The organism is Pseudomonas sp. SCPG-7 (assembly GCF_002156405.1).
GTDB classification, from domain to species: Bacteria; Pseudomonadota; Gammaproteobacteria; order Pseudomonadales; family Pseudomonadaceae; genus Aquipseudomonas; species Aquipseudomonas parakoreensis.
Window position 1 is genome coordinate 275331 of record NZ_MVOO01000001.1, and the last position, 17411, is coordinate 292741.

The 17411-nt window shown below is 60.8% G+C and carries 17 protein-coding genes; 11 read left to right on the forward strand and 6 right to left on the reverse strand.

Going from position 1 to position 17411, the window contains the following annotated elements:
• Positions 1–40: 40 nt before the first annotated feature.
• The 3 genes from B1722_RS01330 to B1722_RS01340 form a co-directional block, all read right to left on the reverse strand.
• Positions 41–310, reverse strand: coding sequence for a type II toxin-antitoxin system RelE/ParE family toxin (locus tag B1722_RS01330; protein WP_084234091.1), 270 nt, complete (start codon positions 308–310; stop codon positions 41–43).
• A complete protein-coding gene (locus B1722_RS01335; RefSeq protein WP_003225628.1) occupies positions 300–491 on the reverse strand; it encodes a hypothetical protein in 192 nt (63 codons plus the stop codon). The genes B1722_RS01330 and B1722_RS01335 overlap by 11 nt, the downstream gene beginning before the upstream one ends.
• Before the next feature lie 272 nt (positions 492–763).
• Positions 764–1711, reverse strand: coding sequence for a transporter (locus B1722_RS01340; RefSeq protein ID WP_086790974.1), 948 nt, complete (start codon positions 1709–1711; stop codon positions 764–766).
• Positions 1712–1921: 210 nt separating this feature from the next.
• Here B1722_RS01340 and B1722_RS01345 point away from each other — a divergent pair, with 210 nt between their 5' ends.
• The 11 genes from B1722_RS01345 to B1722_RS01395 all read left to right on the forward strand — a co-directional run bounded on the left by B1722_RS01345 (position 1922) and on the right by B1722_RS01395 (position 12736).
• Positions 1922–2959: an AraC family transcriptional regulator gene (locus B1722_RS01345; protein WP_086790975.1), complete on the forward strand. Its 1038-nt coding sequence runs from the start codon at positions 1922–1924 to the stop codon at positions 2957–2959.
• Between the two features lie 232 nt (positions 2960–3191).
• Positions 3192–4079: a Dyp-type peroxidase gene (locus B1722_RS01350; RefSeq protein WP_086790976.1), complete on the forward strand. Its 888-nt coding sequence runs from the start codon at positions 3192–3194 to the stop codon at positions 4077–4079.
• A gap of 25 nt (positions 4080–4104) precedes the next feature.
• Positions 4105–5073 carry a Gfo/Idh/MocA family protein gene (locus B1722_RS01355; RefSeq protein WP_086790977.1) on the forward strand — a complete coding sequence of 323 codons (969 nt, stop codon included), beginning with the start codon at positions 4105–4107 and terminating at the stop codon, positions 5071–5073.
• Between the two features lie 273 nt (positions 5074–5346).
• Positions 5347–6093 carry a GntR family transcriptional regulator gene (locus B1722_RS01360; protein WP_086790978.1) on the forward strand — a complete coding sequence of 249 codons (747 nt, stop codon included), beginning with the start codon at positions 5347–5349 and terminating at the stop codon, positions 6091–6093.
• 1 nt (position 6094) lies between these two features.
• On the forward strand, positions 6095–7825 hold the full coding sequence (locus tag B1722_RS01365) for a fumarate reductase/succinate dehydrogenase flavoprotein subunit (protein ID WP_086790979.1): 1731 nt from the start codon (positions 6095–6097) through the stop codon (positions 7823–7825).
• A 25-nt stretch (positions 7826–7850) separates the two neighbouring features.
• On the forward strand, positions 7851–8096 hold the full coding sequence (locus B1722_RS01370; protein ID WP_041062341.1) for a ferredoxin family protein: 246 nt from the start codon (positions 7851–7853) through the stop codon (positions 8094–8096).
• A 238-nt stretch (positions 8097–8334) separates the two neighbouring features.
• Positions 8335–9738: an ABC transporter substrate-binding protein gene (locus B1722_RS01375; RefSeq protein ID WP_086790980.1), complete on the forward strand. Its 1404-nt coding sequence runs from the start codon at positions 8335–8337 to the stop codon at positions 9736–9738.
• Between the two features lie 133 nt (positions 9739–9871).
• On the forward strand, positions 9872–10654 hold the full coding sequence (locus tag B1722_RS01380) for an ABC transporter permease (protein ID WP_086790981.1): 783 nt from the start codon (positions 9872–9874) through the stop codon (positions 10652–10654).
• Positions 10654–11502, forward strand: a complete 849-nt coding sequence (locus B1722_RS01385) for an ABC transporter ATP-binding protein (protein ID WP_086790982.1) — start codon at positions 10654–10656, stop codon at positions 11500–11502. Before B1722_RS01380 ends, B1722_RS01385 begins: the two co-directional genes overlap by 1 nt.
• Positions 11499–12461: a HEAT repeat domain-containing protein gene (locus B1722_RS01390; RefSeq protein ID WP_086790983.1), complete on the forward strand. Its 963-nt coding sequence runs from the start codon at positions 11499–11501 to the stop codon at positions 12459–12461. Before B1722_RS01385 ends, B1722_RS01390 begins: the two co-directional genes overlap by 4 nt.
• Entirely contained in the window at positions 12458–12736 is a 279-nt protein-coding gene (locus tag B1722_RS01395; protein ID WP_086790984.1) for a DUF971 domain-containing protein, read from the forward strand. Before B1722_RS01390 ends, B1722_RS01395 begins: the two co-directional genes overlap by 4 nt.
• Before the next feature lie 125 nt (positions 12737–12861).
• On the opposite strand, the gene B1722_RS01400 is transcribed toward B1722_RS01395, so the two are convergent.
• The 3 genes from B1722_RS01400 to B1722_RS01410 form a co-directional block, all read right to left on the reverse strand.
• On the reverse strand, positions 12862–14520 hold the full coding sequence (locus tag B1722_RS01400; protein ID WP_041062336.1) for a phosphoethanolamine transferase: 1659 nt from the start codon (positions 14518–14520) through the stop codon (positions 12862–12864).
• A 200-nt stretch (positions 14521–14720) separates the two neighbouring features.
• Positions 14721–15458 carry a TorF family putative porin gene (locus B1722_RS01405; RefSeq protein WP_041062333.1) on the reverse strand — a complete coding sequence of 246 codons (738 nt, stop codon included), beginning with the start codon at positions 15456–15458 and terminating at the stop codon, positions 14721–14723.
• 145 nt (positions 15459–15603) lie between these two features.
• Complete coding sequence (locus B1722_RS01410) at positions 15604–17346, reverse strand: amidohydrolase (RefSeq protein ID WP_086790985.1); 1743 nt, start codon at positions 17344–17346, stop codon at positions 15604–15606.
• Between the last annotated feature and the right edge of the window lie 65 nt (positions 17347–17411).

Sequence of the window (17411 nt, forward strand, 5' to 3'; positions counted from 1 at the left end):
CGACCGGTTGGTCGCCCTTTTTTTGTGTAGGTGGGAAGGTTCAGGGATACCCTTGTCGAGCATGCAATACGTTTAGGATTTCGATCCGCTCGGTCACCCGATAAACCACGACATAGTTGGGATGGACAACGATTTCCCGGGTGCCGGCGACCTTGCCGAAGCGATAAAGGTAGGGGTGAAGTGGGAGGGCGGAGGTAGCCGCTTCGATGGCGGCGTTCAGTTGACTGGCCGCAACGGCGTTACGGTCAGCGATGTAGTTCAGGGTTTGCCAGAGTTGAGTGCGAGCTTCAGGTCGCCAGTCAACCCGCACTGTTTTTGTTGAGTTTCGATTCGATGAGGGCGCGCATCTCGGCCATCACCTGCTCGTGGGGGATGTTGGGCCGCGGATCATCCATCGAGGCCTGTACCTGTGCCCTGAACCAGCGATCATAGCTGGCGGCCTGCTCTGGGGTTTCGAAGTCTGAAACGATAAGGGAAAGTTCGGCGCTCATAGTGACCTCCATGATCAATGTGAAGCAGTCTAAGGGGGATGTGGCTCGCTGTCGTCACTGGCAAGACGAAGTGCCAAGTATCCCCAAGCGCTGGCGGGAAAGATGTCAGACGTTTCCCTTGCCCATAAGGGAAAATCGACGCACGTTGTCATCGGATTCCTCCACAACACCGCCGTCTGTGTAGGAGCTGCCGCAGGCTGCGATCTTTTGATCTGGCTTGTGAAAACCAACGTCAAAAGATCGCAGCCTGCGGCAGCTCCTGCAGGTCGAGGTCAGAAGGCATAGGGGATGCTGACCTTGGCCCAGAGCATGTCGCCTTCCGGCCGGTTCTCCACGTCAAACTCCTTGGCCCAGCGAATCTCCGCGCTGGCGTATTTGAGAAAGGTGAAATGCAACGCCGGGCCAATCGCGAAGACCTTGCCGCGCACGCCGTCGTCCACATCCTGCCCGGCGAACTGCACGGTATGGCCGTACTGTTTGTCGTCGGTGGTCTGCTTGAGGTAGTAGCCGTTGATACCGAACATCACATCGTCAGTGATCTTGTAACTGGCCGAATAATCGAAGTGGAAAATCTGTCCGGACTTGTAGTCGGTGTCCTTGTTCTTTTCGTTGAAGCTGTAGGTGGTCTTGAGTGACACCTCGGTCTTGTCGGTCGGCAGCCAGGTGAACGAGAACAGCGGCTTGTAGGTGTAGAAATTGTTGCTGGTATTGGCCAGCCGATCGACGCTGTATTCACCGGTGGGCACCGTGATTTCCAGGGCGGCGCCGAGGGTCAGGTTCTTGCCCATGTCCCACAGGATGATCGGTGCAATCGTGGTGTCGCCCATGCCTTCGCGGGTATCGCTGAGACCGAATACCGACACTTCCTGCTTCAACCAGGGCTGGGCGATGTAGCCGGCCAGGCGTCCGCCGAACACGCGTACCGGGCTCAGGTAATCGATGCGCGGAATGACCGCCGTGGATTCGATGTCGACATTCGGCACCTTGCCGCCCAACGATCTGATGTTGAGCTTCGTCGACTTGTAATGGTTGTAGTAAAGGTTGAACGCAACCATGTTCTCCGGAAGGCTGTCGACCTCCAGCGGCAGCATGAAGAACCCGTCGGTGCCGGGGCCGATGTTGTCGACGCCGGCTTCGGTGGCCAGGGCCGACAGGGACGCGGTGCAACCGAGCAAAGTCAGTGCCAGACGCAAGGGGAAAGTGGCGCGGTTCGGGCTCATGGCTGTCCTCATTATTATTGTGGTGGGACGTGGCGCCGGTACGCGGAACGTCCGGCACCATAGAAATAAGCGCTAGAGGCCCGACGGGGCAGGGTATTGGCGGACAGTTAGGGGGACTTCTGCGGACAGTCGGCCAACCCTGTGCTAACTTCCTTCGACATAACCGGTTACAAAAATAACAATCAAGCGTGATCCGGAATGTCAGCTCCCATGAACGTAAAAGTCCAAGACCCCACTTTCGAATTGGCGCTGGTCTCGCCGTTTCTCCTGCAAACCCTCGCCGAAGTCGTGCACAACAAAGGCATCGACCCCGAAAGCCTGTGCCGTGGCCTGGGCTTCACCCTCGATGATCTGCAGGATCCGGCGCAACGGATTTCCTATCGCCAGGCCGTAGCGATGATTCAACGGGCGCTCAAAGTGTTGCCCAATCAGGGTTTGGGGCTGTGGGTCGGCGCGCAGAATGTGCTGGGTACGCTGGGCTTGCTCGGGCATGTGCTGTCGCTGTGCAAGACCTTGCGCGATGCCTTTGCCCTCGGTATCCGCCACCAACACACCTCCGGCGGGATCGTGGTGTCCAGCGTCGATGTGGTGGGTGATCAGGTGCACCTCGACGCCGAGTGCCGCTTGCCGTTCGCCGACGTTCAGGTGTTTGCCGTCGAAGAGTTTTTCGCCAGCCTGCTGGTGTATGGCCGGGCCTTGGCCGGCAGTGAATTCAAGCCGATTGCCGTGGAGTTTGTGCACGCCGCGCCGGATTACCTGAGCGAATACCACCGCTTGCTCGGGCCCGATGTGCGCTTCGGTTGTCTGCACAATCGCATGCTGATCGATGTTCAGTGGCTGGACGTCAACTTGCCCAATCATCATTCGCTGGCGCTGCGCCAGGCGGTTGCATTGCTGGAGCTGGAAGCGGCTCAGGTGCACCAGAAACTCGATTTGATTCAAGCCGTGGAACGGGCGATTGCCCGGGACCTGAGCCGGGGCAGTCACATCGAAAAAATCGCCGGCGACCTGAACATGAGCAGCCGCACCTTGCGTCGGCGCCTCACCGAGCATGCGCTGACCTTCGAGGCGCTGCTGGAACAGGTGCGGCAGGCGCGGACCCTGAGTCTGCTGGCGAATCCGGACATGCCGATTGAACGCATCACCGAAGAAGTCGGCTATAGCGACGTGCGCAGCTTCCGTCGGGCGTTCAAGCGCTGGACCGGGATGAGCCCGAGTGCGTGGCGCCAGGATGCAAGCACCGCTTAGACATCGGTCCCCTGTGGCGAGGGAGCTTGCTCCCGCTGGGCTGCGCAGCAGACCCAAAACCTGCCACGCCATTTCTCCAGACACACCATGCCGGCGGGGTTTGCGGGTGCTTCGCCCCCGAGCGGGAGCAAGCTCCCTCGCCACAGGCTTCCGTGCGCCACTCATCAGTATTTCAACCCCACAAGCCCTTCAGCTACAGGTAAACTCCCGCGCACTTTCCCAAGGAGTTCACATGAGTTACTACCAGCCGGGCATTCTCGCCACCCCCGTTCCTGCACAAGCGCGCCACCTGTTTTTCGCCCTGGCGTCGGTTGAAGCACTGCCGCAGGCGATCGACAACCTGCTGAGCCTGGTGGACGGCAAGTCGGCGGTGGTCGGTTTCGGTGAATCCCTGACCAAGGCGCTGAACGTACAGATTGATGGTCTGCGCAGCTTCCCGGCCATGACCGGCGTCGGCGTGGAAAACCCCTCGACCCAGCACGCGCTGTGGGTCTGGCTGCACGGTGACGACCGTGGCGAACTGCTCAACCGCTGCAACGCCGTTGAGGCCGCACTGGCCCCGGCGCTGCGCCTGGTCGACATGCAGGAAGCCTTCCGCCACAAGGACGGCCATGACCTGACCGGCTACGAAGACGGCACCGAAAACCCGCACGACGAAGCCGCCATCGCTGCAGCCTTGTTGGGCGAGGGCGCAGAAGGTCTGGTCGGCGGCAGCTTCGCCGCGATCCAGCAGTGGCAGCACGACCTCAAGGGTTTTCATCAATTGTCCGGCGAAGACAAGGACAACATCATGGGCCGTCGCCTGAGCGACAACGAGGAGATCGACGATGCGCCAGTCTCTGCCCACGTCAAACGCACCGCCCAGGAAAGCTTCGCCCCCGAAGCATTCGTCGTGCGCCGTTCGATGCCATGGATTGAAGGTGACCGGGCCGGTCTGATGTTCCTCGCCTTCGGGTTCTCGCTGGACGCCTTCGAGGCGCAACTGCGGCGCATGAGCGGTCTGGAAGACGGTATCGCTGATGGTCTGTACCGCATCAGCCGACCGATTACCGGCGGCTATTACTGGTGCCCGCCCATCAAGGACGGCCACCTCGATCTGCGCGCGCTGCGCATCGGCTGAGTGTTTCAAACAAAGGGAGTTGAGCATGGACGTGGTGCGTTGGGGCATGATCGGTTGCGGCAGCGTCACTGAACGCAAGAGCGGGCCGGCCTTTTACAAGGCGCCCGGTTCGGCGCTGGTGGCGGTGATGGGCCGGCGCCTTGAAGCGGTGAGCGATTACGCCGCACGTCATGGCATCGCCCGGGTCTACACCGATGTCGATGCGCTGATCAACGACCCCGAAGTGGACGCGGTGTACATCGCCACGCCACCCGACAGCCACCACGCCTACAGCCTCAAAGTCGCTGCCGCCGGCAAGCATTGCTGCGTCGAGAAACCGATGGCGCTCAACGCCGGGCAAAGCCGCGACATGCAGCAGACGTTTGCCGACGCCGGTCTGCACCTGTTCGTTTCCTACTACCGCCGTTCGCTGCCGCGTTTTGCTCAAGTGCGGCAATGGCTGGCGCAGGGCCGCATCGGTGAGGTACGACACCTGAGCTGGACGCTGACCAAAGCCCCCTCGGCGGCGGATCTGGATGGCAGCGCCAATTGGCGAACCGACCCGAGCGTCGCCGGTGGCGGTTACTTTGCCGATCTGGCCAGCCATGGTTTTGACCTGTTCCAGTACCTGCTCGGCGACATCGTTGAAGTCGCCGGTTTCACCGCCCGGCAAGCCGGGTTGTATGCGGCGGAAGACGCGGTCAGTGCCAGTTGGCGCTTCGCCTCCGGAGCATTGGGCATGGGCTGTTGGAGTTTTGTCGCGGATCGGCGCGAGGACCGGGTGGAAATAATCGGCAGTCAGAGGCGCATCGCATTCTCCGTGTTTGACGAACATCCGGTGCAGCTATTCGCCGATGAGCAGATCAGCCTGGAAATCCCCCATCACGAGCACATTCAGTGGCATCACGTGCTGGGCATGAATGCGCATATCCGTGGTGATTCGCAGCATCCGGCAGTCGCCGAACACGCCCTCAAAACCGATTGGGTGATGGACCAGATCCTCAAACGTTATTGATTTACGTCTTAAAACCAACCCTGTGGCGAGGGAGCTTGCTCCCGCTGGGTCGCGCAGCGGCCTCAAATACTGGCAACGAGGTATTCCAGGTAAATCACCTCAGCCGGGTTTACGACTGCTGCGCAGCCGAGCGGGAGCGAGCTCCCTCGCCACAGGAGACGGGAGCCCTCAGGAACTGCTCCAGCTCTAAGGTTATGCCCAAACAATATTTCTCAAGCTTGTCATAACGTCTCTAAGATCACGTCATAACTCGTTATAACAAGTGATCCCGTGATGACCGATAACGTACTGTCCCTGGCAAGTGTCCCGCTGCACACGCAACTGCGCGACGTGCTGCGCGCCCGCATTCTTGACGGCGAATATCCGCAAGACAGCCAAATGCCTTCCGAAAGCGAGCTCGGCGCGCTGTTCAAAGTCAGCCGCATCACCGTGCGTCAGGCACTTGGCGATCTGCAGAAAGAAGGGCTGATCTTCAAGATCCACGGCAAAGGCACGTTCGTCGCCAAGCCGAAAACCTTTCAGAACGTCAGCAGCCTGCAAGGCCTCGCCGAGTCCATGACCGGGCGCGGCTACGAGGTGATCAACCGCCTGCGCAGCTTCAAATTCATCCCCGCTGACAAACGTGTCGCCGATCGCTTGCAGGTGGCCGAAGGCGAGACCGTGGCGCAGATCAAACGCGTGCGCCTGATCAACCGCGAGCCGATCTCGCTGGAAATCACCTACCTGCCCAAAGCGATTGGCGATCGGCTGGAGAAGGCCGATCTGGTGACTCGCGACATCTTCCTGATTCTGGAAAACGACTGCGGCATCGCCCTCGGCCACGCTGATCTGGCGATTGACGCGGTGCTGGCCGACAGCGATTTGACCCAGGCGCTGAACGTCGAGGCCGGCTCGCCGATCATGCGCATCGAACGTCTGACCCACGACGCCAACGGCCAGCCGCTGGACTTCGAACACCTTTACTACCGTGGCGATGCATTCCAGTACCGCCTGCGGATCGACCGGCAAAAAGGGGCGTGACATGACCCGCAAGACCTTGGAACAGGAATACGACATCGTCGTGATCGGCGGCGGCACTGCCGGGCCGATGGCGGCGATCAAGGCCAAAGAGAAGAACCGTGATTTGCGCGTGCTGCTGGTGGACAAGGCCAACGTCAAACGCAGCGGCGCGATCAGCATGGGCATGGACGGCCTGAACAACGCGATCATCCCCGGCCACTCGACGCCGGAGCAGTACACCAAGGAAATCACCATCGCCAACGACGGCATCGTCAATCAGGCGGCGGTGTACGCCTATGCCACTCATAGCTTCGAGACCATCGAGCAACTGGATCGCTGGGGCGTGAAGTTCGAGAAGGACGAGACCGGCGATTACGCGGTGAAAAAAGTCCACCACATGGGCGCCTACGTGCTGCCGATGCCGGAAGGGCACGACATCAAAAAAGTCCTTTACCGCCAGTTGAAACGGGCGCGGGTGAGCATCACCAATCGCCTCGTTTGCACCCGTTTGCTGACCGACGAGGAGGGCGCGGTCAACGGGGTGATGGGTTTTGACTGCCGAACTGCCGACTTCCATGTGATCAAGGCCAAAGCGGTGATTCTCGCCTGTGGCGCGGCCGGTCGCTTGGGATTGCCGTCCTCGGGTTACCTGATGGGTACCTACGAAAACCCGACCAATGCCGGCGACGGCTACGCGATGGCGTATCACGCCGGGGCCGAGCTGGCGAACCTGGAATGCTTCCAGATCAACCCGTTGATCAAGGATTACAACGGCCCGGCCTGCGCCTACGTCACCGGCCCGCTCGGTGGTTACACCGCCAACAACAAGGGCGAACGCTTCATCGAGTGCGACTACTGGAGCGGGCAGATGATGTGGGAGTTCCACCAGGAACTGGAAAGCGGCAACGGCCCGGTGTTCCTCAAACTCGATCACCTGGCCGAGGAAACCATCCAGAACATCGAAGAGATCCTGCACAGTAACGAGCGCCCGAGTCGTGGTCAGTTCCACGCCAATCGCGGCACCGATTACCGCACGCAGATGGTCGAGATGCACATCTCCGAGATTGGTTTTTGCAGCGGCCATTCGGCGTCCGGGGTGTGGGTCAACGAGCGCGCCGAGACCTCGGTCAAAGGTTTGTACTCGGCCGGTGACATGGCCGCCGTGCCGCACAACTACATGCTCGGCGCGTTCACCTACGGCTGGTTTGCCGGGCACAACGCGGCGGATTTTGTCGCCGGGCGCGAGTTCTCGGCGCTGGATGCCGCGCAGATCGAAACAGAGAAAGCCCGGGTCTACGCGCCGCTGGATCGTGAGCACGGTCTGCCACCGGCGCAGGTCGAGTACAAGCTGCGACGCTTCGTCAACGACTACCTGCAACCGCCGAAAGTGACCAAAAAAATGCAGATCGGCTTGCAGCGCTTCAGCGACATCGAACGCGACCTTGAGCAGATGAAGGCCAACAACGCCCACGAATTGATGCGCGCCATGGAAACCAGCGTGATCCGCGACTGCGCCGAAATGGCCGCGCGCGCCTCACTGTTCCGCGCCGAGAGTCGCTGGGGCCTGTACCACTATCGCGTCGATCATCCGCAACGCAATGACAGTGAATGGTTCTGCCACTGCCACCTGAAAAAGGGCGAGGACGGGCGCATGACCAGTTTCAAGAAACCCGTCGAGCCTTACATCATCGCGCTCGACGCCGAAGACATGCAGGCTTACGACCGCTTGCGAGTGGGCGCTTTTGCCGCTTGATGCATCACCAGAGAGAGTCCGAACCATGGCCTATCAAGCCCAGGAAATCTTCTTCCGCTCCAACGCCCCGGTCACCGTGGACGAGGACAAATGCATCGCCGACAAGGGCTGCACCGTGTGCGTCGACGTCTGTCCGATGGACCTGCTGGCGATCAACCCGGCCACGCAAAAGGCCTACATGGCGTTCGATGAATGCTGGTACTGCATGCCGTGTGAGAAGGATTGCCCGACTGGCGCGGTGAAAGTCGAAATCCCCTATCTCCTGCGGTGACTGGGCGGACGCCATCGCTGGCAAGCCAGCTCCCACAGGGATTTGTAGTGAGACACGGACTTTGCAATCACAGAGAAATCTGTGGGAGCTGGCTTGCCAGCGATGAGGCCCGCCTGGACAACACAAAAGCCATCCGGCATACCCCGGACGCTGGAATAACCGAAACCCCTCGTTTCCCACCGCGCCCTGATCGCGGCGGAGACGAACATCCTATAAATGATTCGAGGGGAAACACACCATGTTGCGTGCAGCACTCGCCGGTCTGGTACTGGCCTCATTCACCCTGTCGGCCTCGGCCGAGACCATCCGCATTGCCATCGGTACTCAGGACACCACCATCAACTGCGCCGCTGGCGGGCTGTTGATTCGTGAACTCGGTCTGCTCGACAAATACCTGCCGCACGACGGCGCCTACAAAGACGCGAAATACGATGTGCAGTGGAAAAACTTCACCAGCGGTGCGCCGCTGACCAACGAGATGGTCGCCGGCAAACTCGATTTCGGCGCCATGGCCGATTTCCCCGGGGCGTTCAACGGGGTGGCGTTCGAAACCGCCGGCAAGCACAGCCTGTTCATCAGCGTCCTGTCGGGCAGCATCAAGGGCAGCGGCAACGGCATCGTGGTGCCGAGTGCCTCTGGGGTGCAGGCGCTGAGCGAACTCAAGGGCAAGACCATCTCCGTGCCATTCGCGTCGACCGCCCACGGTATGTTGCTGCGCGCGGTGGCGGAGCAGGGCTGGGATCCGCTCAAGGACGTGAACATCATCGCCCAGCCACCGGAAGTCGCCGGCTCCGCGTTGCAGGCCGGCAAGATCGACGCCCACGCCGACTTCGTGCCGTTCGCCGAACTGTTCCCCAGCCGTGGTTTCGCCCGCAAAATCTACGACGGCGCCCAGGCCAATGCGCCGACGTTCCACGGCGCGCTGGTCGATCAGGCTTACGCGAAAAAATACCCGGAAATCGTCGTCGCCTACCTGCGGGCGAGCATCGAGGCCAATCAGTTGCTGGCTGCTGAGCCTGAGAAGTACAGCGAGCTGATCGCCAAGGTCACCGGCGTCGATGCCGAGGTCAACTACCTGTTCCACGGCCCGCTGGGCGTGCAGACCCGCGATCTGAGCTGGAAGCCGGAATACCGCCAGGCGGTGGGCACGGCGATCGACACCCTGAAACTGTTGAAAAAGGCCGATCGCGGCCTCGACCTCAACACCTTCATTGACGATCAGTACATCCGCGCCGCCTTCAAGGCGTCGAACCTGGACTACACCGCGCAACTCGCCAACTACGCGCAGATTCCGTTGAAAGCCGTGGATGCGGCGACTGGCAAAGCCATCAAGGACTTTAGCCACGTCGCCGAAATCTGGGTGCGCGGCGAAGACAAAGTACGCCAGTACACCTCCGCCGAATCCGCTTTCACTGCGCTGGCCGCATTGAAACAGGAAGGCAAAAACATCCGCGCGGTGTATGCCCAGGCCAGTGACAGCGGGATCAAGTTGCTCGCCGATCAGGCGTGGTTTGCCAGTGATGCCAAGGGCCGCCTGAGTGCGTTCCTGCTCAAGGGCCAAGCGCAGCAATATGCGGCGGCGCAGGGCGGCAAGGTTTTCGACTTTACCGATGCCACAACCCAAGCCGTAGCCAGCCGCTAACCCTAAGAACACCGCGCCTCTCTGTAGGAGCTGCCGAAGGCTGCGATCTTTTGATCTTGCTTTTTAGAATCAAAGTCAAAAGATCGCAGCCTTCGGCAGCTCCTGCAGGGGATCTTGGTTGAGAGGAAGAATTGTGCACCGATCCTATTTACGCTGGGCTCCAAGGGCCGCGTCTTTGCTGCTCTGCCTGCTGTTCTGGCAACTCGCCGCCAGCCACCACTGGAATCTCGGTCTGGTCACTTTCGCCAACGTGCCCACCCCATTGGCGGTGATCGAAGCGGCGCTGGGCCTGGGCGATTCCGGCAAGCTGCTGCAGCACCTGAGCGCCAGCCTCAGCCGCGTGTTCGCCGGTTACCTCGCGGCACTTTTCATCGGCATCGCTCTGGGTCTGGCCATCGGCCGCTCGAAATGGGCTGAAGACTTGCTGCTGCCACCGCTGGAAGTGCTGCGCCCGATCCCGGCGGTGGCGTGGATTCCGTTGGCGATCCTGATGTTTCCGTCATCGGAGCTGTCGATGGTGTTCATCACCTTCACTGGCGCGTTGTTCCCGATCCTGCTCAACACCGTGCACGGCGTCGAAGGCGTCGACCGGCGGTTGATCGCTTCGGCAAAAAGCCTCGGGGCAGGGCGCCGGGCGATCCTGCTTGAAGTGGTTTTGCCCGGCGCTGCACCGAGCATCATCACCGGCCTTGCGATCGGCATGGGCACCTCGTGGTTCTGCCTGGTGACGGCGGAGATGATCTCCGGCCAGTTCGGTATCGGCTACTACACCTGGGAGTCCTACACCATCCAGAACTACGCCGACATCGTCGTCGGCATGCTGCTGATCGGTGTGCTGGGCATGGGCAGCAGTCTGCTGATCAAGCGTCTGGGCGGGCTGTTCACGCCTTGGCACCGACCACGAGGAAAAGCCTGATGAGCGCGATGCAAACCCCGGAAGGGCGAATCGATATTCGCCAGTTGTCGATCGTGCTCGGCGAAGGCCAACACGCTTTTGAAGCCGTGCACGGTCTGGACTGCCAGATCGAACCGGGCCAGTTCGTGTGCATTCTCGGCCCGTCCGGTTGCGGCAAATCCACCTTGCTCGGTGCACTGGCCGGGCACCTGCACGCCCACTCTGGCGGCCTTAAAGTCGATGGCAGCGAGGTGTCCGGGCCGTCGCCGCAGCGCGGCATGGTGTTCCAGCATCACACGCTGTTTCCGTGGCGCACCGTGCGTGACAACGTCGCTTTTGGCCTGAAAATGCGCGGCATCGGCAAAACCGAGCGCCATCGCGCTGCCGATGAAATGCTCAAACTGGTGGGCCTCGACGGCTTCGCCGAGCGCTGGCCCGATCAGCTCTCCGGCGGTATGCAGCAACGGGTGGAAATCGCCCGGGTGCTGGTCAACCGTCCACGGCTGCTGCTGATGGACGAGCCGTTCGGCGCGCTGGATGCCTTGACCCGCCTGAACATGCAAGAGCTGCTGCTGGATATCTGGACACAGATTCGCACCACCGTGGTGTTTGTCACTCACGACATCGATGAGGCGCTGTTCCTCGCCGATCGACTGTTGGTGATGAGCGCACGTCCGGGGCGAATCATCGAAGACCTGCGCCTGGACTTCCCGCGTCCGCGTACCTCTGAGCTGGTCACCAGCACCGAATTCTCCTGCCTCAAGCGCCATTGTCTCGACCTGCTGCGCCACGACAACGACCGACCGCTGCCGCGCCTCAATCCGCTCGGCCTGCCGCCCGAAAACCCCTTGCCGCGATTTGCCCTATGACCTCATTTTTTGCTGTGACCGATAACGACAACATCCTCGCCCTGCAACCGCGTCTGACCGCTGACGATGCCGGTGTGCGGCGCATTGCCCTGATTGAACTGGCAGATCTGGAAGAACCGGACGGCCTGCTGTGGCTGGTCGAAAGGCTGACCGATGATCCGGCTGAAGACGTCCGCGCCGAAGCCGCGCGGCTGCTGGAAGCGTGGGAAGACGAACCGGTGGTGGCTGCGCTGTGCCAGGCGCTGACCGATCCGTCTCCAGCCGTGCAGGCCGCCGCCGCACAAAGTCTGAGTCTGCTTAAATCTGAAGCCGCCGGCCGGGTGATTCTGCCGTGGACCGATCATGCGCAAGTCAGTGTGCGGATCGCCGCGTTCCGCGCCTTGCGCGAACTGCGTTTCGCCGCTGCGGCGCCTGCTGCTGTCGCGGCACTTGATGATGCCGATGCCAACGTACGCCGCGAAGCTGTCGGCGTGCTCGGTTGGCTCAAACAGCTCGACGCATTGCCGGCTCTGGCGCGTCTAGCCAGTGCCGACCCGGACACCGAAGTGCGCCGCGCCGCCACCGGGGCTTTGGGATTGGCCTCCTGCGCCGAAGTTCTGCCGGCCCTGCGTCAGGCACTGCAGGACGCTGCCTGGCAAGTGCGCGAAGAAGCGGCGACAACCCTGGGCAAAGTCGGCCACAGCGACGCCGGCCCGGCATTGATCGCAGCCCTTGGCGATGACTACTGGCAAGTGCGCCTGCGCGCCACCCGCAGCCTCGGGCGTTTGCGCTTCGCTGCAGCGCTGGACGCCTTGATTGAGACCCTCGGCCATCGCATCAGCAACCTGCGCAAGGAAGCCGCGCTGGCCCTCGGTGAGTTGAATGATCGCGGTGCGGTGGCGGCGTTGCAGGCGGCGCAGGATGACGGTGACCCGGAAGTGCGTAAAGCGGTGCGGATTGCCTTGAGTCAGCTGCAATGAATCCGCTGTCGGTGAGCAACTCGCAAAGCGAACGGACACTGCGTCTGAGCTGGCCGGACGGCCGTGAATCGCTGTTCAATCACGCCGAACTGCGCCGCCAGTGCCCGTGCTCGCAGTGCCGCGCGTTTCGCCTGAAAGGTGTGACGCCGCTGGTGGATGAGCGTGTTCGCCTGATTGAGATCAACCCGCAGGGCTACGGCGTGCAACTGGTGTTCAGCGACGGCCATCAACGCGGGATTTACCCGTGGGACTATCTGGCACAGCTCAGTTCTTGAGAACACTGCTTTCCCTGTGGGAGCTGGCTTGCCAGCGATGAGGCCGGCATATCAGGCATCTATGTGACTGACAGACCGCCATCGCTGGCAAGCCAGCTCCCACAGGGTTTTGTGCAATATCCGGATTACTGCGCAGCCGTCATGGCTGGCCGGCACCCGCGAAACACATCCAGCCCCGGCTGATACAGCGCGGTTTTCACCTCGAACAACCCCAGCACCGAATGAAACAGGTTGTCATGGCTCAGATCCGGCTGTCCGGTCTTGCCTTGCAGGCAATCGCGATCAATCCCCAGTTGCGCCAGCGTGTTGTTGCCAAACCACATCACCATCGGCACATGCGTCTGCGCTTCCGGCGCCAATGCATACGGCGCCGCATGCAGGTACAGGCCGTTTTCGCCCAGCGATTCGCCGTGGTCGGAGACGTACAGCATCGAGGTATCCAGGGTGTCCTGATTGCGCTTGAGCAACTCGATCACCTTGGCGAGGAAGTGGTCGGTGTAGAGGATGGTGTTGTCGTACACGTTGACCAGTTCATCGCGGCTGCAACTGCCCAACTGGTTGGTGTGGCAGATCGGGGTGAAGCGCTCCATGCTTTTCGGATAGCGCTCATAGTATTCCGGGCCGTGGCTGCCGTCGGCGTGCAACACGATGATCGCGTGGCCCTTGAGGCTGTCGATGTAGCTTTGCAGGTCGGCCAGCAGCGCCTCATCGAGGCAGTTGTTGCCGTCGCAGAACGGCCCCGGCTGGTTCTTCGCGATGTCGCGGTGCGGCACGCGCAGGCAGGTGCCCTTGCAGTCGCTGTTGTTGTCCAGCCACAGCACCTGCACGCCGGCGCGTTGCAGGATATCCAGCAGGCCTTCGTAGGTTTTGCCTTTCTTGTCGCTGTAGTCCTCACGGGGGAACATCGAGAACATGCACGGCACCGACACCGCCGTGGACGTGCCGCAGGAATGCACCTGGGTGAAGTTGAGGATGTCCAGTTTGCTCAGTTCGGGATTGGTCTGGCGTTCATAGCCATTCAGCGAAAAATGATCGGCGCGGGCGGTTTCGCCGACCACAAACACCATCAGCGACTTTTTCTCGCGGCTGGCGGCTTTGGTGCTCATCACCGCGTCTTCCCCGATGGTCTGCACCACAAAGTGCTTTTTGATACCCAGGCGCTGCTTGGTGTACTTGCTGATGGCGTAGATGTAGTTGGTTGGGTTGATGAAGTGGGTGAGCTTGTCTTCTTCGCGGAAGATCGGCGCGTAGGTCGAATAGAACGCGCCCACCGATGCGCCGATCACCAGCACGCAAGCGGCAATCACCAGCACCTTGTTGAGCACGCCGCGAAAGAACGGTCGATAACTCACCGGCCAGCGCCAGATCAGCACCGCTGGCAGCACGCCGAGCAGCAACACGTAAGCCAGCAGTTTGCCGTTGAACAGCGCCGCAGCCTCGGCCGGGTTGGTCTCGAACACATTCTGGATCATCACCGTGTCAATGGTGATCCCGTATTCGTTCATGAAATACGCCGCGCAGGCCGAGAGCAGAGCGACCACGGTCAGCGCCGGTTTCAGCGTCCAGCGAAACGAAACGAGGGTCAGCAGCAGGGTGATCGCCGCCCACAGGAACAGCCCGAACGAGGCGAAAAACGCCAGTTTGTGCGCGCCTTGCAAGGTGATCAGATTCCCCAGCGCCTTCCAGGTTGCCAGGTTGTACAGCGTCACCAGTGCCAGGGAAAACAGCAGCACCAGACGGGTTGAAGTGATGGACGGTAAACGCAGTCCTTTGCCCAAAGCCATTACAGACATTCCTCTAGCAGAATAGAAAACACGCGCGGTAACGCGCGTAACTGTAGAAGAACATTGGTAAAAATTTTGTAAACATCCTGTAACAACTACTCCGTTTCCCCGTAGGAGCTGCCGCAGGCTGCGATCTTTTGATCTTGCTTTTCAGAATCAAAAGATCGCAGCCTGCGGCAGCTCCTACACAAGGCGGGGTGTCAGAAAGATTTGCTCACGCTTGCCACCACCGTCGCCGTGCACACATCCTTGAATCCCCAGTTGCTCAGGCACTGGCTTTGCGATAGATCGGTATCGATGTAGCTCAGGCCCAGCACCACGCCGGCCAGGTTGTGCGTCAGCTTGACCTCCCATTCGCGATAGCTGTCTTCGGTATGCCCGGACGCCGAGTACAGGTGTGGGTCCTTGAAATCCATGTTGCCGTAACGCAGTTTCAACCCGGAATCGAACGGCAGCTCGGTTTCATAACCGACATAGGTGTAGAGCGAGCTCTGCTTGCTGTCGATCCCCGGCGCATCGCTGGAGTAATACGCCGCCAGCTTCACCCCGTAGACGCCGAGAATGCCGTACACCTCGCTCTGGTTGAACTGGCTTTCTTTGGGATAGGCGTACTTGATGTAGCCCAGATCGAGGCTGACATCCTCGGTGGCCTGCCACAGCCAGCCCGCGTAGTAATCGACTTCCTGTCGGGTTTTCAGGCCGCCGCCAAAATCGACGTTGGAGCTCCAGGCGCCTGCATATAAACCGCTGCTGTGGGCCAGGGTCAGGCCGGCCTGCACGGCCGGGTCATTCTGGGTTTGCGAAATGCCGCGAGTGCGGTAGTCGCTAGCCAGCGTCAGGTCGACCAGCAAGGCGAAATCGTCGTTCAAGGCAATCGCATGGCTGCTCAGGGGCAACAGACTCAAGGAACTCAGGGCGAGCAAGGGCAAGGCTTTCATGTGAAGTCCCGGTGTTGTGATTGTTTTAGGGGCTGGACGCAAAACCTGTAGGAGCTGCCGAAGGCTGCGATCTTTTGATCCTGATCGTAAAAAACAAGATCAAAAGATCGCAGCCTTCGGCAGCTCCTACACGGGGAACGAGTTGTTATGGGGTGGCGGTGTAGACCTGACGCCCGCCAAACCAGGTTTGCAGGACCTGGGTGTCATGCAGGGCTTTTTCGTCGACGCTGAACACGTCGCGGTCGACCACGATGAAATCAGCCTGTTTGCCCGGCGTCAGTGAGCCGATCTGTTTGTCCAGGCCTATGGTCCGCGCCGCGTTGGCGGTATAGGCGTAAAACATGGTTTCGCGGTCCAGACGCTCGTCGGCATTCAGCACGCCCATCGGCCCGACGCGGGTGATGGCCTGGGCCATGGCATTGAACGGGTTGGGTGACGACACCGGCCAGTCGCTGGCACCGGCAATCGTCGCGCCCTGTTTCAGCAGTGAGTGCGCCGGATACTGATAACGGAAGGCGAGGGCGCTGACGTAGGGCTTGATCATGTCGGTGGTGTAATCGTCGGCGCTGGCCCACAGCAGTTGCATCGAGGCGATCACGTTCAATGGCTTGAAGCGCGCGAACTCTTTCGGATTGACCATTTGCAGGTGGGTGATCGAATGGGTGATGCCGCTCTGTCGATCCTTGCGCGCGCGTTCGATGCCGTTCAGCGATTCACGCACCGCGCGGTCGCCAATGGCGTGGATGTGCACCAGCCAGCCGCGCTGGTCGATGGCGCTGACCAGTTCGCCGAAATGCTGCGGATCGATCAACAGTTCGCCCTGTTTGTGCGAATTGCGGTACGGATCGATCATCGCCGCACTCTGCGCCGGGTACTCGATCACGCCGTCAGCGAAGATCTTGACCCCGGGCAGGGTCAGGTTGGGGATGCCCTGAAACTGTTGGCGCACTTTATCCAGCGTGTCGAGGTCGGCCGGCAGGCTTTTCGGGTTGGCGACCAGCAACGCTGCGACGTGCACGCTCATGTCGCCGCTTGCCGACAGCGCTTTGTAGGCCGGCAGCACGCCGACGGTTTTCTCGGTGGGTTTGAGCGCGAACACGGCCTCGCCCGGGGCGGCATTGGCGGCGGGGTCCATCCACGCGGTGATGCCGAGGCTGTTGTTGAAGCGCACGGCGGATTTGGCTGCGCTGAGCATATCGGCCGGGCTCGGCACCGGCATTTTGGCTGCGACCCGGTCCCAGCCGGCATCGACCAGAAAACCGTTGGGTTCACCGTTCGCCAGTGTGCCGATCGTGTCTTTTTCCGCAGCGGGCAGGGTTTTGAGCAATGCCGCGTCGATGCCGGCGCGCTTGAGCATCACGTTGTTGGCCCACGCGGTGTGGTGGTCACTGCCGGTGAACACCACCGGCACGTCGGCCCATTCGCCCTGGTTGAACGTCTTGCCAAGCGCTTCGGCCTGCGCCCAGTACGCTGAACTCATGCCGGCGATGCTCAGCACGTCGCCGTGTTTCGCCTTGCCGTCATCACGCCAGGCGCGCAGACGCTTTTGCAATTCATCGAGGGCGACGACTTCGTCCTCCATATTGGCCGAGACCATTTCCAGACCGCCGAAAATCGCGTGGGAATGGCTGTCGATCAAGCCTGGCATCAGGGTCTTGCCGCCGAGGTCGATCACCTGCGTTCCGGGTTCGATCAGCGCCTTGATCTGCGCATTGGTGCCGACTTTCAGCACTTTGCCGTTCTCCACGGCCAGCGCCTGAACCTTTGGCTGTGCACGGTCGGCGGTGAAAATCTTGCCGTTGACCAGCACCAGATCAGTGGCGGCCATGGCTTCCATCGAGGCAAAACTTACAGCGCCAACCAACAGGCTCGGGATGAATCTTTTCATTGAAGATTTCCTTGTTATTGCGTCTGATGGCCAGATTAGTGGCTGACACTGGCCGACAGAACGCC

What these genes read in the sequence shown, in the direction of transcription:
- B1722_RS01410 (WP_086790985.1), bottom strand. Translation starts at nt 17,346, where the DNA reads ATGAAAAGATTCATCCCGAGCCTGTTGGTTGGCGCTGTAAGTTTTGCC.
- B1722_RS01405 (WP_041062333.1), bottom strand. Translation starts at nt 15,458, where the DNA reads ATGAAAGCCTTGCCCTTGCTCGCCCTGAGTTCCTTGAGTCTGTTGCCC.
- B1722_RS01335 (WP_003225628.1), bottom strand. Translation starts at nt 491, where the DNA reads ATGAGCGCCGAACTTTCCCTTATCGTTTCAGACTTCGAAACCCCAGAG.
- B1722_RS01345 (WP_086790975.1), top strand. Translation starts at nt 1,922, where the DNA reads ATGAACGTAAAAGTCCAAGACCCCACTTTCGAATTGGCGCTGGTCTCG.
- B1722_RS01340 (WP_086790974.1), bottom strand. Translation starts at nt 1,711, where the DNA reads ATGAGCCCGAACCGCGCCACTTTCCCCTTGCGTCTGGCACTGACTTTG.
- B1722_RS01375 (WP_086790980.1), top strand. Translation starts at nt 8,335, where the DNA reads ATGTTGCGTGCAGCACTCGCCGGTCTGGTACTGGCCTCATTCACCCTG.
- B1722_RS01350 (WP_086790976.1), top strand. Translation starts at nt 3,192, where the DNA reads ATGAGTTACTACCAGCCGGGCATTCTCGCCACCCCCGTTCCTGCACAA.
- B1722_RS01365 (WP_086790979.1), top strand. Translation starts at nt 6,095, where the DNA reads ATGACCCGCAAGACCTTGGAACAGGAATACGACATCGTCGTGATCGGC.
- B1722_RS01355 (WP_086790977.1), top strand. Translation starts at nt 4,105, where the DNA reads ATGGACGTGGTGCGTTGGGGCATGATCGGTTGCGGCAGCGTCACTGAA.
- B1722_RS01390 (WP_086790983.1), top strand. Translation starts at nt 11,499, where the DNA reads ATGACCTCATTTTTTGCTGTGACCGATAACGACAACATCCTCGCCCTG.
- B1722_RS01385 (WP_086790982.1), top strand. Translation starts at nt 10,654, where the DNA reads ATGAGCGCGATGCAAACCCCGGAAGGGCGAATCGATATTCGCCAGTTG.
- B1722_RS01370 (WP_041062341.1), top strand. Translation starts at nt 7,851, where the DNA reads ATGGCCTATCAAGCCCAGGAAATCTTCTTCCGCTCCAACGCCCCGGTC.
- B1722_RS01395 (WP_086790984.1), top strand. Translation starts at nt 12,458, where the DNA reads ATGAATCCGCTGTCGGTGAGCAACTCGCAAAGCGAACGGACACTGCGT.
- B1722_RS01400 (WP_041062336.1), bottom strand. Translation starts at nt 14,520, where the DNA reads ATGGCTTTGGGCAAAGGACTGCGTTTACCGTCCATCACTTCAACCCGT.
- B1722_RS01360 (WP_086790978.1), top strand. Translation starts at nt 5,347, where the DNA reads ATGACCGATAACGTACTGTCCCTGGCAAGTGTCCCGCTGCACACGCAA.